Here is a 14685-nt window from a genome sequence, read left to right on the forward strand (position 1 = left end):
GATGGAATACGCTCTGAACGGAACAGAATTCATCGAGTTGGTGAAATTGCTGAAATTAGCCCGTATTGCTGAATCTGGAGGCCAGGCAAAGCTGATGGTCGAAGATGGCGAAGTGAAGCGCAATGGTGAAGTAGAACTTCGAAAGCGTGCCAAAATAAGGGCTGGTGAGATGATTGAGATTTTTGGTGAGCAGATTAGAATTACAGAATAAAACAAAAAGGGATGCGGGTGCATCCCTTTTTTGGGGAGGCCGGCAGGGGAACCGGCCTGTTAACAATAGCATGTGCTTTTGGTGGGAAAAGAGAAAACTTAAAAAAAAGGATTTGTTGATTCTCATTTCTGAAAGCTGAAACTAAGGTAAGAGGACAAGTTCGAAAAAAAAAAAATTTTTGACGAACGGTCGTTTTTTGGTGGTGAACGTACGGATCTGTTTAGTGAACGGAAAATTTCAACGGAAAAAAGGCTCTCTATTTATCAATAAATATGTGCTGTTTTTGGACTCATGAACCCTTTTTTTTCCATTCGTCTTTTAATAAACTGAAAATTTCCAGATCAAAATAGGAGTTCCCATGTTTTTCACCTTGCCTTTCTATGCCTTCGTAAGTGAAACCAAGCCGCTTGGGAACGGCACTGCTCCGGTTGTTTCCCAAAGCACATCGAATCGTAATGCGATTCATTTGCAATCTTTTGAAGGCGAGCTTGATTAATTGCAAGGTGGTTTCGGTGATGATACCTTTCCCTTCCTTGCTTTTTACCAGCCAGTAACCAATTTCAGTTTTCCGGTTGACACGGTCGGTATTCACGTAGCCAATCAGGCCCGAGAATTCTTCGTCGTGCCAAATCGTAAAGACTTCTTCTTTTTCGTGAGGTTTTTTGGTGGTAACCGAGGAGATAAATTCTTCTGTGTCTTCCGGTTTCCGGGTAAAACTGACGAATGGAAGCCATTTGCTCAGGTGTTCGCGGTTTTTATCTACAGCTTCAAAAACAGTGTCGACATGTTCTATTCCCAAACTTTCGAGATAAAAACCCGGACGGATTGAAATTCGGCTCATAAGATTCTGGTTTTTATGCAAATTAAAAAACCCGGACAAAATTGCCCGGGTTTGACGCATATAATAATGCAATAATTTTATTGACGAACGGCTGCAATTCCCGGAAGGTCTTTTCCTTCGAGGTATTCGAGAAGTGCACCACCGGCAGTTGAAATGTATGAAACACCGTCGGCAATACCGAATTTATTAACGGCTGCTACTGAGTCGCCACCACCTACGAGTGAGAAAGCCCCCTTTTGGGTTGCTTCAACAATGGCAGCACCAATGGCTTTGGTACCTTCGGCGAATTTATCCATTTCGAATACTCCAACAGGACCATTCCAAAGAATCGTCTTTGAATCACCGATGACCTTATTGAATTTTTCAATCGTTTTTGGACCTACATCCAATCCTTGCCAACCGTCTTCAATATCGTTGGCCGGAACAACCTTGGTGTTGGCAGTCTCTGCGAAGTCGTCAGCTTCCAGTACATCAACGGCGAAGTGCAGTTGAACACCTTTGGCTTCGGCTTTTTTCATCAGGTCTTTTGCTAAATCGAGATAATCATCTTCGCAGATGGAATCACCGATTTTTCCGCCCTGCGATTTCACGAAAGTGTAAGTCATACCACCACCAATGATGAGGTGATCGACACGCTCGAGCAGGTTTTCGATAATGGTGATTTTGGAAGAAACTTTGGAACCTCCCATGATGGCTGTGAAAGGACGCTGCGGCTCTTTCATTACTTTCTCGAGGCTGGCTACTTCGCTGCCTACCAGGAATCCGAACATTTTGTCATTCGGGAAATACTGTGCAATCACAGCGGTTGAGGCGTGAGCCCGGTGAGCAGTACCAAACGCATCGTTTACCCAGCAATCACCCATTTCGGAGAGCTGGCGGGCAAATTCAGCATCGCCTTTGGTTTCTTCGCCATGGAAACGAAGATTTTCGAGAATCAGCACTTCACCTGGCTGCAATGCGTCGGCTATTTTCTTGGTTTCCTCACCAATGCAATCGGGAGCAATTTTTACCGTGCGTCCGCCCAGCAATTCAGAAAGGTGCGGAACCAAATGTTTGAGAGAGAATTTGTCTTCCGGTCCGTTTTTCGGACGGCCCAGGTGGGACATGATAACGGGTGAACCGCCTTTTTCAATCACTTTTTCAATGGTAGGTAATGCGGCGCGCATCCTTGTATCATCAGTAATTTCGAACTTTTCGTTCAACGGCACATTGAAATCGACGCGAATCAACGCTTTTTTGCCGGAAAAATCGTAAGTCTCTATTGTCTGCATGTTTCGCTGTGTTAAAAATTTAGCTTCCCCAAAGATAGGAAAATCATGCTATATAACATACCGAAACCCCGTTTTTTCCCCGAGCCATTCCGATGATTTAACGGTGCCACGGTTGCACAGTTTTTTTCTACCTTTGAGGGAAATTATCGTGAAATCCCGGTGGGAAACCGGACGTGACCTTATAATTGAAAATTGCATGCAGTTTAAAGATATTATCGGACAATTAGAGGTGAAAAAGCAACTGGTACAGGAAGTTGCTGAAGATCGTATTCCGCATGCACAATTGTTAACCGGTCCGGCCGGAAACGGTAAGCTGGCTATGGCCTATGCTTTCGGACAGTATTTGAATTGTACGAACCGGAAGGATGGTGATTCGTGCGGCGAGTGCAGTTCGTGCCGTAAATTCTCAAAATTGATTCACCCCGATTTGCACATGATTTACCCGGTGGTGAAAAGTGACAAATTCAAAGAACCGACCAGTACCGATTATATCGATAAGTGGCGGCCTTTCTTCCTGGAAAATCGCTACCCTGCATTTGAAAAATGGATGAACCTGATTGCCGACGAAAACAAGCAGGGCTCCATTTATGTATATGAGGCACGGGAGATTATCCGGAAACTGAATCAGAAAGCGTTTGAGAGTGGCTATAAAGTGGCCATTGTTTGGTTGCCGGAACAAATGAATGCAGAGTGTGCGAACAAGCTGCTGAAGATGATTGAGGAGCCGCCGGCCCGCACGGTTTTCCTGCTGGTGGCGGAGGATGAGGAGCAAATCATCAGCACCATTCGGTCGCGCTGCCAGGTGGTTCGTATTCCGCGCATTGCCGATCACGATCTGGAAGCGGGATTAGCGATTCATCCTTCCATCGGGACACAAAACCCGGCGACGGTTGCTCGTTTGGCACGGGGGAATTTCATTTATGCGCTGGAGCTTCTGGAGAATGATGAACTGCGGGCTTCCAATCACGAAAATTTCACGAAGCTGATGCGACTGGCTTATTCCCGCAAGGGGAATTCAGAATTGCTGAAGTGGACCGACGAAGTTTCCCGGATTGGAAGAGTAAAACAGAAAAGTTTTCTGCAGTATTGCAGCGAATACCTTCGCGAGAATTTTGTGCTGAATATGAAGGAGCCGGAGTTGGTTTATATGGATGACCAGCAATCGGATTTTTCGGCCCGTTTTGCGCCATTCATTCACGAGCGCAATGTGATTCCGTTATTTCAGGAGTTCGAACAGGCCTACCGGGATATCAGCATGAATGGCAATGCCCGCATCATTTTTTTGGATTTGGCCCTGAAGGTGGCTATCTTCCTGCGTTCGTAAAAGCGCGAATATGTGAAATCAGGCTTTGTCGGAAGCCGATCGCGATTTCGTGTAAATCATTATTTTTGTAGAAAATCAGTACAATCGAGCCTTCCCGAAAAGGTTGAGGGCTACTAAATATATATAACTGTATGAGTTCACAGGAAAAGCTGGCACGAGGGTGCCCGTCATCCACTGTTGCCGGTTCGACGGCGAAGCTGGATGTTTTTAATTGGTTAAAAGACGTTCCCAATATTCTCAATCCGGACGATATCGTTGAGGTCCGGTTTAAAAATACCCGTAAAGATTACTACCGAAATGTAAATGGCCTGAAGATGAAAGAGGGCGATGTGGTAGCTGTAGAGGCAAACCCGGGACATGATATTGGTGTGGTCTCATTGGTCGGTGATTTGGTGCTGAAACAGATGAACCGTCACAAGGTAACCTACGTTGACGGTGAATTGCGCAAAGTATACCGAAAAGCCAAACCGGTGGATATTCAGAAATGGGAAGAAGCGATGGCGCTGGAACATGACACCATGCTGAAAGCGCGTAAAATTGCAGAGGATCTCCGGCTTGATATGAAGATTGGAGATGTGGAATACCAGGGCGATAAGACAAAAGCCATTTTCTATTATATCGCCGACGAGCGTGTGGATTTCCGGCAGTTGATTAAGGTGTATGCCGAAACATTCCGTATCCGGATTGAAATGCGCCAGATCGGTGCTCGTCAGGAGGCCGGCCGGATTGGTGGTATTGGTCCCTGCGGACGCGAATTGTGCTGCAGCTCGTGGATCACCAATTTTGTTTCGGTAACGACCAATGCTGCCCGGTACCAGGAAATTTCGCTGAATCCGCAGAAACTGGCCGGACAATGCGGTAAGCTGAAGTGCTGTTTGAATTACGAGCTTGATTCGTACATCGACGCGCAAAAGGACTTCCCGCCGAATAACATTCCGCTGGAGACGGAAAAAGGAAACTACAATTTCCTAAAGGCGGATATCTTCAAAAGGCTTTACTGGTATGCGCCTGCTGAACATCAGCCCGGTGGGCAGGTTGCCATCTCGGTGGACAAAGTGAAGGAAATTATCCGTCTGAATAAAGCCGGAAAGAAAGTTCCGCAGTTGACTTCGGAACCGGTAGCTGTTGAGCAATCCGAAGTGCTTGATTACCACAAGGTAGTTGGACAGGATAGTCTCGATAGGTTCGATAAGCCGTCTTCCTCGCGCAATCGTCGGAAAAAGAAGCGGCGAAAACCATCGAACCGAAGCAATGATCCATCGTCATCATCAAGCAATCAAAAACCTTCCGGCAATAGCAAAAATCATGGGAAACCGAGAAAACCGAGGAAACGCTAAATGGATTGCCGGCCTGATGCTTTTGTTCTGGGCCGGAATACTTTATTCGTGCAGTGGTGGTGCCGTGTACGATGAATATCATCAACTGAACGGTTCGAAATGGAATAAGGATTCTGTCTTGAACTTCACGGTTAATATTCCCGACTCGACCACCTTGTACAATATCTATTTCAACGTTCGGAACGAAGGTTCCTATCCTTATCAGAACCTTTGGTTGTTTATTAAAGTGACGCCGCCTGAAGGTGGTAAGCTGATGCAGGATACCGTGGAGTTGATGCTGGCGAATGATGCCGGGAAATGGTACGGTTCCGGAATTGGCGATATGTACGATAAAAAGTATCCGTACAAGCATGATGTTTATTTCCCGAATCCGGGCGATTATACTTTTTCGGTAAGACAGGGAATGAGGAGTAAAGACGGAATTTTGAAGGGAATACACGACTTTGGTTTTCGTGTGGAAAAAGCAAATTGACAATACAAAATAGAGAAGGGGCTGAAAAGGCCCTTTCTTGTGACCCTTTAATTACACAAAACAATCGTGGGGAAAAACAAGCTGTCGAAGTTTGCCGAAATGGAAACTTTCGAACACGTAGTGCAGGTTCCTTTCAGGGTACTGAAGGAAGAAGGCTTTGATATGAAAGGCCAGTGGAATGAGCGCTTTTTCAAGAATGAGAATCCCATCGTTTTGGAACTGGGATGTGGGAAAGGTGAATACACGGTTGGCCTGGGACGCCGGTTTCCTGATTTCAATTTTATCGGCATCGATATTAAAGGTGCCCGAATGTGGCAGGGAGCCAAAGAATCGTGGGGAGACCAGATGAACAATGTCGGTTTCTTGCGGACCAGCATCGAACTGTTGGACGCCTTTTTTGCTCCGGGAGAAGTGGCAGAAATCTGGATTACATTTCCCGATCCGCAAATGAAAAAGGTGCGCAAGCGGTTAACATCGACCCGGTTTATGGAATTGTACCGGAGCTTTCTGAAACCCGGTGGCGTTATTCACCTGAAGACAGACAGTAACTTTATGTACCAGTACACCCGGGCGATGATTGAAGAGAATCATCTTCCGGTGGATGTGGATACCGACGATCTGTATCAATCCAATCTGGCCAACGATATACTGGAAATCCGCACTTTTTATGAACAGCAGTGGCTCGAACGCGGAAAAACCATTAAATACCTGCGGTTTCATCTGAAAGATGGTGGGTTGACAGAGCCCGATGTGGAACTGGAGCTTGACGATTACCGCAGCTTTGGCCGAAGCAGGCGCCGCCAACCAGAAGATTAATGAATTCAATGTTTTATCATGTCCGACTTTTACGAAAATGTGTACGATGTGGTCCGGCAAATCCCGGTAGGCAGGGTTACCAGCTATGGTGCCATTGCCCGTTATCTGGGCTCGCCGCAGTCGTCGCGCATGGTAGGTTGGGCCATGAATAATGCCCATAATCAGCAGCCTTATGTTCCGGCGCACCGGGTGGTGAACCGTCAGGGACTGTTAACCGGAAAGGTGCACTTTGGTGGACCGGACGTGATGCAGGAACTGCTGGAAAGCGAAGGCATCGAAGTGGTTGACGACCAAATTGTCGATTTTCAAAAACATTTTTGGGACCCTGTGAAGGAACTTCCGTTCGATGAAACTTTTCCTACACCATAAACGGATAATGTTCTCCTTATTTATAACTTTGTTTTTCAATTTCAAGAAAATACTTACGATATGGCTATTGTTCCCAAGCAGATTACCGATATTCTACGATCTGTAAAATTCCCGGGTTCGGAAGAGAATGTGGTGGAGCTGGATATGGTTCAGGAGATCCGGATTGCCGGTACCCGCATTAGTTTTACCCTGGTTTTTCAAAAAGACAACGACCCCAATATTCAAAACGTGGCTCAGGCTTGCGCCGAAGCGATTGAAGATGAGCTGGGCTCTGAAGTAGAAATCAGCATTACGCCGAAAGCGATTCATCGCATGCAGGCGCCCGTTCTTCCCGGTGTAAAGAATACGATTGCGGTTGCTTCGGGTAAAGGCGGCGTTGGTAAATCGACTGTGGCGGTCAATTTAGCGGTAGCTCTGGCGAAAACCGGAGCGAAAGTGGGACTGATTGATGCCGATATTTTCGGTCCTTCGGTTCCTAAAATGTTCGATGAAGAGAATGCCCGTCCGGTGATGACTAAGGTGGAAGGCCGCGATTTGATTGTTCCGGTTGAGAAATACGGCGTGAAGTTGCTGTCCATCGGTTTCTTCGTGAACAAGGAAGATGCGCTTGTATGGCGTGGTCCGATGGCTTCCAACGCGCTGAAGCAGCTGTTGATTGAAGCCGACTGGGGCGAACTCGATTATCTTCTGATTGACATGCCGCCCGGAACCAGCGATATTCATTTGACGCTGGTGCAAACTATTCCGGTTACGGCATCGGTTATAGTGACAACACCGCAGGAAGTGGCTTTGGCCGACGTGGTGAAAGGTGTCGCCATGTTCAATAGTAAATCAGTCGATGTTCCCGTTCTCGGAATTATCGAAAACATGTCCTGGTTTACGCCCGCTGAACTTCCCGATAGTAAATACTACATCTTCGGAAAAGATGGCGGAAAAGAACTGGCAGAACAGCTGGAAATTCCGTTGCTAGGACAAATCCCGTTGGTAATGAGTATCCGCGAAGGCGGTGATAGCGGGGTTCCTGCTGCATCGAAAGAAGATTCCTTAACAGGACAGGCATTCCTCGAAGTTGCTGAACAAGTTGTTCACCGTTTGGATCTTCGCAATAAGTTTTTCAAACCTTCACGAAAAGTGAAAACTGAAAGAAAATAACTGTAATAGCAGTCAGCAAGGAGGGCACGGAAAAATCGGTGCCCTCTTTTTTTGCATGGTATTTGACAGATTGCTGGCTTAATTATCTTTATATCTTTGTGGCAGAGCGATTCATTTTGGTTATTTTACCGCTCGTTGCTGAATTCCAATTTCCCATTGCAAAAGGAATAATTGTTGAAGCTGAAAACCCGATATATTTTTTTTCTGCTTGGCCTGAGTGGATTGGTACTGGGATGTTCGACCAGTAAAAATACGGTTGTGTCGAGGGCCTACAATAACCTAACTTCACATTATAATATCTATTTCAATGCGAAAGAGAGTGTGAAATCGGGATTGGGACAGGTCGATCAGGCCGTGAAGAACGACTACACGCACATCCTTCCGTTGTATAAAGCCAGCGAAAAAGAGGCGGCTAATGCCGCGCGTTCGACGATGGATGTAGCGATAATGAAGTGCTCGAAGTTGATTACGCAGCACTCCATTACCAAGAAGCCACGCCGGCGAAGTAACCGTTCGGAACGGTACAAGGAATTTGCTTCGAAGACGGAATTCAACAAATGGGTCGACGATGCTTACCTTTTGATGGGGCGGGCTTATTTTTACAAGCACGACTATTACCGCGCTATCGAGAATTTCTCTTACGTCATTCGGAACTTCAGTAAAGAGCCTATTCGTTATGATGCCTATCTTTGGTTGGCCCGGGCATACAACGAAAATGGGCAATACAGCAATGCCCGCGATATTTTCGATTTGCTGCAGGGCGATCCCAATTTCCCGAAAAAGCTGTTGAAAGAATTTGAGCTGGTACAGACTGATTATTTTATGAAGCAGGCCCAGTACAGGCAAGCTATTCCGCATTTGAAATCGGCTGTAAATAACCGGTTTCCCCGGAAGAAAAAACTCCGTTACAACTATATCCTGGCGCAATTGTATGCTGAAACTGACCAACAGTCAGATGCAGTAGCTTACTACCGGAAGGTTTTGAAGATGCGTCCACCTTACGAGATGGCGTTTAATGCGCGGATTAATCGGGCCGAAGAATACACCGGAGCCGGAAGTGCCGACGATCTGAAAAAGCAGTTGCGGCGCATGCTTCGCGACGAGAAGAACGAAGAGTTCCGCGATCGGATTTACTTTGCCATGGGAAAAGTGGCGATGAAGGAAGGCATGAAAGCGGAAGCTATTGATGACTACCGGAAATCGGCTGCTTACAGTAAGAATAATAATGCTCAGCGGGCAGAAACCTGCCTGACCCTGGCTCGTATTTATTTCCAGGACGAAAACTATGTGCAATCGCAAAGTTATTACGATAGCACATTGGTTGTGATTGATAATACCTATCCAGGATATGACGAGATTTCATCGCGGGCAGCCAGTTTGGGCCGTCTGGTGACGAACCTGAATACCATTTCCCGGGAAGATAGTCTGCAACGGTTGGCGCAAATGACAACGGCCGATCGGAATGCGTTGATTGATGTCTGGATTTCCAAAATCAATAAAGAAGAGGCTCAGAAACGGGAAGAAGAACGCAACCAGCAGTTGACGCAAAATTATTACCGGTATAACCAGCGAAGAAATACCATTCAGGGAAGCAACGACGGCTCGTGGTATTTTTATAATCCTACTACAGTGGGAATCGGGAAAGAAGAGTTCCGCCGCATCTGGGGAAAGAGAAAACTGGAGGACAACTGGCGCAGGGTGAATAAAACCCAGCTTTCGGCAGGTGATACCGACCAATTGGCCGAAGAAACACAAAGCGACTCCGCTCAGGTGACGGAACAACGGGTATCCGATCCGCGGCAGCGTGATTATTACCTGCAGGATGTGCCGTTGACAGACTCATTGATGGCGGCTTCCAATGACCGGTTGATGCTGGCTTATTACAACGCCGCACGAATTTATCGCTCTGAATTCAACGATTATCAGCGTTCGGCGGAAATGCTGGAGGAACTGGACCGGAAATTCCCGGGAGGAAGTTTGGAGCTCATTTCGTGGTTCGACTTGTACCAAATTTATAAGACACAGAAGGAAACCGCAGACGCCGCCAAATATGAGCAGTTGATTGTAGCCAAGTATCCCAACTCGAAATACGCGAAATTCCTGAAAGATCCGAACTACTTTGTGACGTTGGAAGCACAACGCGACAGTATGAACCGGATGTACAGCAAAGCATTCAGTTTGTACCAGGATCGGGATTTCAAAGGAGCGGCGCAGAAAGCGCATCAGTTGCTGGCGATGCACCCTGACACGGGGCTGGTAGCCAAGACCCGCTTCCTGGAAGTGGTTTCGAAAGGTACGCAGCAGGCTCGAAAAGTATTTGCCGATAGCCTGAAAGCATACATCGCTGCCAATCCGCATGCGGAAACATTGCCACTGGCCAATAAAATTTATGGTCGGCTTCAGGACAGTACGCTGGCTGATTACCAGAAAATGCTGGCAGAAGGATATATCCATCAGAATATTCAGAACCCGGAAGTTGTGCAGGAGGAGAACCAAAAGAACGATGAGTTCGGTGGCAAATTCTCTTACAAGGAAGATGTGTTCCATTACTTTGTTATCGTCTTCCCGCGTCAGGCGAAGGTGGATGTCAACCGTTTGATTTTCGACATCGCCAATTACGATATTGACTACTACACGCAGCAGGATTTCGATATTGAAAAAGTGAACCTGAACGCGCGTTCGCAGATGGTGGTCGTGCGCAGTCTTCCCGACAAGGAAGAAGGATTGATTTATTTCCGTTCCATTATCCGGAAACGGAACGTATTCGAAACGCTCAAAGGTGTCGAATATGTCAATTTCATTGCTTCGTCGCCGAACTACCGGACGTTGCTGGCTGACCATGATTACCATGAATACCTGAAGTTCTTCATGAAGAATTACAGCCGGTACATCAGTTCCGATTTTCCGCAGAATGAATTGCCTAATCCGGAAGAGTTGCTGGCCAAAGCGCGTAAACAGGAAGAGCCGGAAGAAAAAGGTCAGTTTGTGATGGTGAAACCGACAGTCGATCCGAACAGTTATCACCGGACAGCTGATGAAGCGCATCAGTTTGTGCTGATTCCGGAAAATACGAAGCAGAATTTGCAGCCGTTGCAGGAGTTATTTGCTGCATTCGATTCGACCAATTATGCCGATTTGAACCTGGCCGTGGTTAAAGGAAGCGTTTCCGGGAAACCGGCATTACTGGTAACCGGTTTAACCGGGGAAGCTGTGGCAAAAGATTATTTTGGAGCCGTGGTGAAAACCCGTGAGTTGTTCGCTCCGTTGAACGGTGGAAACTACCGGAATTTCTATATCTCGGATACGAACATGAAATTACTGGAGAAAAAGAAAAACATTGATGGTTACATGGATTTCTTCTCTCGCGCATATCTGGGAAAAATTCCACAACCGAAAGAGCCGGAATCAAAGCCACAGACAACAGCACCTGAAACTCAAACTCAGCCTGCAACACCGGTGGCAAAGCCTGCACCTTCGTACAACGGACCGTACCATACCAACCTGGGAGATGACAACCGGTTTATCCTGGTTTTCCCGGCCGAAGGTGTTGATTTGGCGAAATTGCAATCGGGTTTCGAGAAGTTTAACACGGACAATTTTGGTTCTGGTAAAATCAAAGTGGAGGCCGAACCGCTGGACACTAGCCGGATGATGTTAGTGATTAGTGGACTCGGAGGAAAGGAAAGTTCAATGGTTTATTTCCGTAAGGTGATTGCCAGCCGACCGCTGTTTACGCCATTGGAAGACAAGGAGTACCGAAACTTTGTCATCAGCGCGGCCAATGAGAAAATTCTTAAGCAAAAGAAAAATCTCACACCTTATCTTGAGTTCTTTGGTCAGTTCTACCTGAAAAACTAGATAGTTTTTTTAAATTGGGACTGCGGTAAGACAAAGACGTTAATCCTGAACTTAATATATGAAGACGATCCGAATTCTTTGGGCCGACGATGAAATTGATTTGCTTAAACCTCACCTGCTTTTCCTCGAAGGAAAGGGGTATAGCGTAACTGCTGTAACAAACGGCGATGATGCCATCGAACAGGTCAACCGAAAGAACTTTGACATTATCTTTCTTGATGAGAATATGCCCGGCCTCAGTGGTCTGGAAACACTCGCCTCCATCAAGAATGTTGTCCCCGGAATCCCCGTGGTGATGATTACCAAAAGTGAGGAAGAGGACATTATGGAGGAGGCTATCGGTGCTAAAATCGCTGACTACCTGATTAAACCTGTCAATCCCAATCAGATATTACTTTCCATTAAGAAGAATATTGATAAAGCGGAATTGGTTACCCGGAAAACGACCTCTGCTTATCAGAGTGAATTTGCACGACTGGGCATGCAAATCAACGACTCGCTGACGCACGAGGATTGGGTGGAAGTGTACCGGAAACTGGTTTTCTGGGAATTGGAACTCGAGGAATCGGACGATCACACGATGGACGAAGTGCTGCTGATGCAAAAAAGCGAAGCCAATCAGGCATTTTCCCGTTTCGTGAAAAAGAATTATTTCGACTGGCTGGAACAACCGGCCGGCGAACGCCCGTTAATTTCTCCCGATCTTTTCCGTCACCGCGTTTTCCCGTTGCTCGACCAGGGTGAAAAAGTCTTTGTCTTGCTGATTGATAATCTCCGATACGATCAATGGCGTATTCTTCAGCAGATTGTTCGGGAATATTACACGACCGACGAAGAGGAATTGTACTTCAGTATTTTACCTACTGCGACGATGTATGCCCGGAATGCGATTTTTTCAGGATTGATGCCGTCCGAAATTGCCAAAACCTATCCGAATCTTTGGTTGAATGAAGAGGAAGAGGGCATCAAGAATCAGCACGAAGAGGAGTTGTTTACCCGCCAGATGGCTCGTTATGGGCGAAGTGAGAAATTCAGTTTCGAAAAGATGACCAACCTGAAATCAGGCCGGCGTGTGCTCGATAACCTCGCCAATATGCTCGAAAATCCACTTTCCGTGATGGTCATCAACTTTGTCGATATTATGTCGCATGCGCGGACGGAAATGGACATGATTCGCGAGCTGGCCAACGACGAAGCGGCTTACCGATCTCTCACCGAATCGTGGTTCCGACACTCTCCATTGCTCGAGTTGATTAAGGAGCTGTCGACAAGAGATATCAAGCTCGTGGTCACGACCGACCACGGTACCATTCGCGTTCACAATCCGCTTAAGGTGATAGGCGAACGGTCAACAAATACCAACCTGCGCTACAAGCAGGGGCGTAATCTGAAATACAATCGGAAGGAAGTATTTGAAATGACGAACCCGGGAGCGGGATTTTTGCCGTCGTCCAATGTCAGTTCAACGTTTATTTTCGCCAGTGGAACCGATTTCTTCGCGTACCCGAATAACTACAATTATTACGTGAGTTATTACCGAGATACCTTCCAGCACGGTGGTATTTCACTGGAGGAAATGCTCGTGCCGTTTGTTACGCTTTCTCCGCGTTAAGCAAAATTACATTCGCTGACGTTCGAAAATAAGCTCAAAATAGCTGGCAGAACCGTACCCCGAAGTTGGCGGTGCAAAAATCTGTACCAGCTTCCAGCCGTCTTTTGTCATGCGCGCTGTTACTTCGTGGTAGTCTTCTTTGGGCTTCCTAAAAAAAGGAGTCAGCTTGATGCGGTAGAATTTGTATTCGTAGCGATCCATGGGTTGGAAGATTAATTGTTTTCACCCAAGGTAAAACGAATTTGTGAAATTCTGTCTGGATTTTTTGCTTTTGCGAAGAGCTTAATAGTCCGGCTCTTCTTCTTTTTTCACCAGCGCTTTGGTCGACAGCAATCCGCAGGCGGCATAAATGTCCTGTCCGCGCGAAGCACGAATGGTGGTCAGAATTCCTTTGCTGTTGAGCAAATCCTTGAATGACTGCAGTGTCTCTTCATCGCTGCTTTTGAGCGGTGTATCCGGAATGGGATGAAACCGGATGAGGTTGATACGGCATTTGATGCCGTTGAGGATGCGGGCCAGCTCCTTGGCGTGTGCCGGGGTATCGTTCAATCCGCCAAACATGATGTACTCGAATGAAACGCGGCGTTGCCGGCCAAATTCCCAGCTTTTGATCTCGTCTAAAACTTTTTGAATCGGGTAAGCGGTTTGGATCGGCATCAGCTGTTTGCGCTCCTCATCGAAAGGTGAGTGCAGGCTGACAGCCAAATGGGCCGTGCTGGTTTCCAGGAATTTTTTCATTCCCGGAAGGATACCAATGGTCGAAACGGTGATTCGTTTTGGACTCATCGCATAGCCCCAGTCCGACGTCAGGATTTCGACGCTCTTCAGGACATTGTCGAGGTTGTCGAACGGTTCGCCCATTCCCATGTATACGATGTTACTTACCTCACCGTTTTCCTCGATGCTGCGAATCTGGTTCACAATTTCGCCGGCAGTCAGGTGTCCCTGGAAACCTTGCTTTCCGGTCATGCAGAAGAGGCAGCCCATTTTACAACCCACCTGCGACGATACGCAAACGGTTTTGCGATCGTTCTCCGGGATCATCGCTGTTTCGATGAATTTCGCATGGTCAGTGGGGAAAAGATATTTCTTGGTTCCGTCGATGCTGGCCTGTACTTTGGTTGGTGCGCTCAGTCCGAATTCAAAATGCTCTTTCAACGCTTCCCTTCCCTTCACCGACAGGTTGGTCATCTCGTCGATGGAACGAATGTCCTTTTTGTACAGCCAGTCAGCCATCTGTTTGGCCGCAAATTTGGGCAAGCCAACCTGTGCTGCTACTGCTTTCAGTTCATCGAGCGTTTTTCCAAATAATCTTTCCTTCTCCATGCTGCTCCTCTGTTTAGGCCAAAGCTTTTGATTTTCCTTTAACCGCTGCAAAGATAATCAATGTACACCGCATCACGAACGATGCATGTAAATCGT

The 14685-nt window shown here is 46.9% G+C and carries 13 protein-coding genes; 9 read left to right on the top strand and 4 right to left on the bottom strand.

All coding sequences use genetic code 11. From position 1 onward, the window contains the following. The first annotated feature begins 1 nt into the window (after position 1). Complete coding sequence (locus GJU87_RS19175) at positions 2 to 211, top strand: RNA-binding S4 domain-containing protein (protein ID WP_153640951.1); 210 nt, start codon at positions 2 to 4, stop codon at positions 209 to 211. Between the two features lie 289 nt (positions 212 to 500). Here the strand turns inward: GJU87_RS19175 and GJU87_RS19180 are convergent, their stop codons facing one another. Beyond that, a complete protein-coding gene (locus tag GJU87_RS19180) occupies positions 501 to 1052 on the bottom strand; it encodes a GNAT family N-acetyltransferase (protein ID WP_194831586.1) in 552 nt (183 codons plus the stop codon). A gap of 77 nt (positions 1053 to 1129) precedes the next feature. Beyond that, positions 1130 to 2323 (bottom strand): phosphoglycerate kinase, encoded by a 1194-nt coding sequence (gene pgk, locus GJU87_RS19185; RefSeq protein WP_153640953.1) that lies wholly within the window; start codon positions 2321 to 2323, stop codon positions 1130 to 1132. Between the two features lie 196 nt (positions 2324 to 2519). Here pgk and holB point away from each other — a divergent pair, with 196 nt between their 5' ends. From holB to GJU87_RS19225, 8 genes are all read left to right on the top strand, one after another. Beyond that, on the top strand, positions 2520 to 3647 hold the full coding sequence (gene holB, locus GJU87_RS19190; protein WP_194831587.1) for a DNA polymerase III subunit delta': 1128 nt from the start codon (positions 2520 to 2522) through the stop codon (positions 3645 to 3647). A 131-nt stretch (positions 3648 to 3778) separates the two neighbouring features. Next, a complete protein-coding gene (locus tag GJU87_RS19195; protein ID WP_153640955.1) occupies positions 3779 to 4984 on the top strand; it encodes a regulatory iron-sulfur-containing complex subunit RicT in 1206 nt (401 codons plus the stop codon). Beyond that, entirely contained in the window at positions 4953 to 5456 is a 504-nt protein-coding gene (locus GJU87_RS19200; RefSeq protein WP_194831588.1) for a gliding motility lipoprotein GldH, read from the top strand. Before GJU87_RS19195 ends, GJU87_RS19200 begins: the two co-directional genes overlap by 32 nt. A gap of 66 nt (positions 5457 to 5522) precedes the next feature. Next, entirely contained in the window at positions 5523 to 6272 is a 750-nt protein-coding gene (trmB, locus tag GJU87_RS19205; RefSeq protein ID WP_153640957.1) for a tRNA (guanosine(46)-N7)-methyltransferase TrmB, read from the top strand. An 18-nt stretch (positions 6273 to 6290) separates the two neighbouring features. Beyond that, positions 6291 to 6641: an MGMT family protein gene (locus GJU87_RS19210; protein WP_153640958.1), complete on the top strand. Its 351-nt coding sequence runs from the start codon at positions 6291 to 6293 to the stop codon at positions 6639 to 6641. A gap of 60 nt (positions 6642 to 6701) precedes the next feature. After that, a complete protein-coding gene (locus tag GJU87_RS19215) occupies positions 6702 to 7793 on the top strand; it encodes an Mrp/NBP35 family ATP-binding protein (protein ID WP_153640959.1) in 1092 nt (363 codons plus the stop codon). Positions 7794 to 7967: 174 nt separating this feature from the next. Beyond that, positions 7968 to 11651, top strand: coding sequence for a tetratricopeptide repeat protein (locus GJU87_RS19220; protein WP_153640960.1), 3684 nt, complete (start codon positions 7968 to 7970; stop codon positions 11649 to 11651). Between the two features lie 58 nt (positions 11652 to 11709). Beyond that, a complete protein-coding gene (locus GJU87_RS19225) occupies positions 11710 to 13263 on the top strand; it encodes a bifunctional response regulator/alkaline phosphatase family protein (RefSeq protein ID WP_153640961.1) in 1554 nt (517 codons plus the stop codon). A gap of 6 nt (positions 13264 to 13269) precedes the next feature. Here the strand turns inward: GJU87_RS19225 and GJU87_RS19230 are convergent, their stop codons facing one another. Beyond that, complete coding sequence (locus GJU87_RS19230) at positions 13270 to 13464, bottom strand: DUF4177 domain-containing protein (RefSeq protein ID WP_153640962.1); 195 nt, start codon at positions 13462 to 13464, stop codon at positions 13270 to 13272. An 81-nt stretch (positions 13465 to 13545) separates the two neighbouring features. After that, complete coding sequence (rlmN, locus tag GJU87_RS19235; RefSeq protein ID WP_153640963.1) at positions 13546 to 14589, bottom strand: 23S rRNA (adenine(2503)-C(2))-methyltransferase RlmN; 1044 nt, start codon at positions 14587 to 14589, stop codon at positions 13546 to 13548. Between the last annotated feature and the right edge of the window lie 96 nt (positions 14590 to 14685).

Origin of the sequence: Prolixibacter sp. NT017 (assembly GCF_009617875.1) — a bacterium.
Classification (GTDB): Bacteria; Bacteroidota; Bacteroidia; order Bacteroidales; family Prolixibacteraceae; genus Prolixibacter.

Coding starts and splice junctions, on each gene's coding strand:
- GJU87_RS19175 (WP_153640951.1), top strand. CDS start 2: ATGGAATACGCTCTGAACGGAACAGAATTCATCGAGTTGGTGAAATTG.
- GJU87_RS19180 (WP_194831586.1), bottom strand. CDS start 1,052: ATGAGCCGAATTTCAATCCGTCCGGGTTTTTATCTCGAAAGTTTGGGA.
- pgk (WP_153640953.1), bottom strand. CDS start 2,323: ATGCAGACAATAGAGACTTACGATTTTTCCGGCAAAAAAGCGTTGATT.
- holB (WP_194831587.1), top strand. CDS start 2,520: ATGCAGTTTAAAGATATTATCGGACAATTAGAGGTGAAAAAGCAACTG.
- GJU87_RS19195 (WP_153640955.1), top strand. CDS start 3,779: ATGAGTTCACAGGAAAAGCTGGCACGAGGGTGCCCGTCATCCACTGTT.
- GJU87_RS19200 (WP_194831588.1), top strand. CDS start 4,953: ATGGGAAACCGAGAAAACCGAGGAAACGCTAAATGGATTGCCGGCCTG.
- GJU87_RS19210 (WP_153640958.1), top strand. CDS start 6,291: ATGTCCGACTTTTACGAAAATGTGTACGATGTGGTCCGGCAAATCCCG.
- GJU87_RS19215 (WP_153640959.1), top strand. CDS start 6,702: ATGGCTATTGTTCCCAAGCAGATTACCGATATTCTACGATCTGTAAAA.
- GJU87_RS19225 (WP_153640961.1), top strand. CDS start 11,710: ATGAAGACGATCCGAATTCTTTGGGCCGACGATGAAATTGATTTGCTT.
- GJU87_RS19230 (WP_153640962.1), bottom strand. CDS start 13,464: ATGGATCGCTACGAATACAAATTCTACCGCATCAAGCTGACTCCTTTT.
- rlmN (WP_153640963.1), bottom strand. CDS start 14,589: ATGGAGAAGGAAAGATTATTTGGAAAAACGCTCGATGAACTGAAAGCA.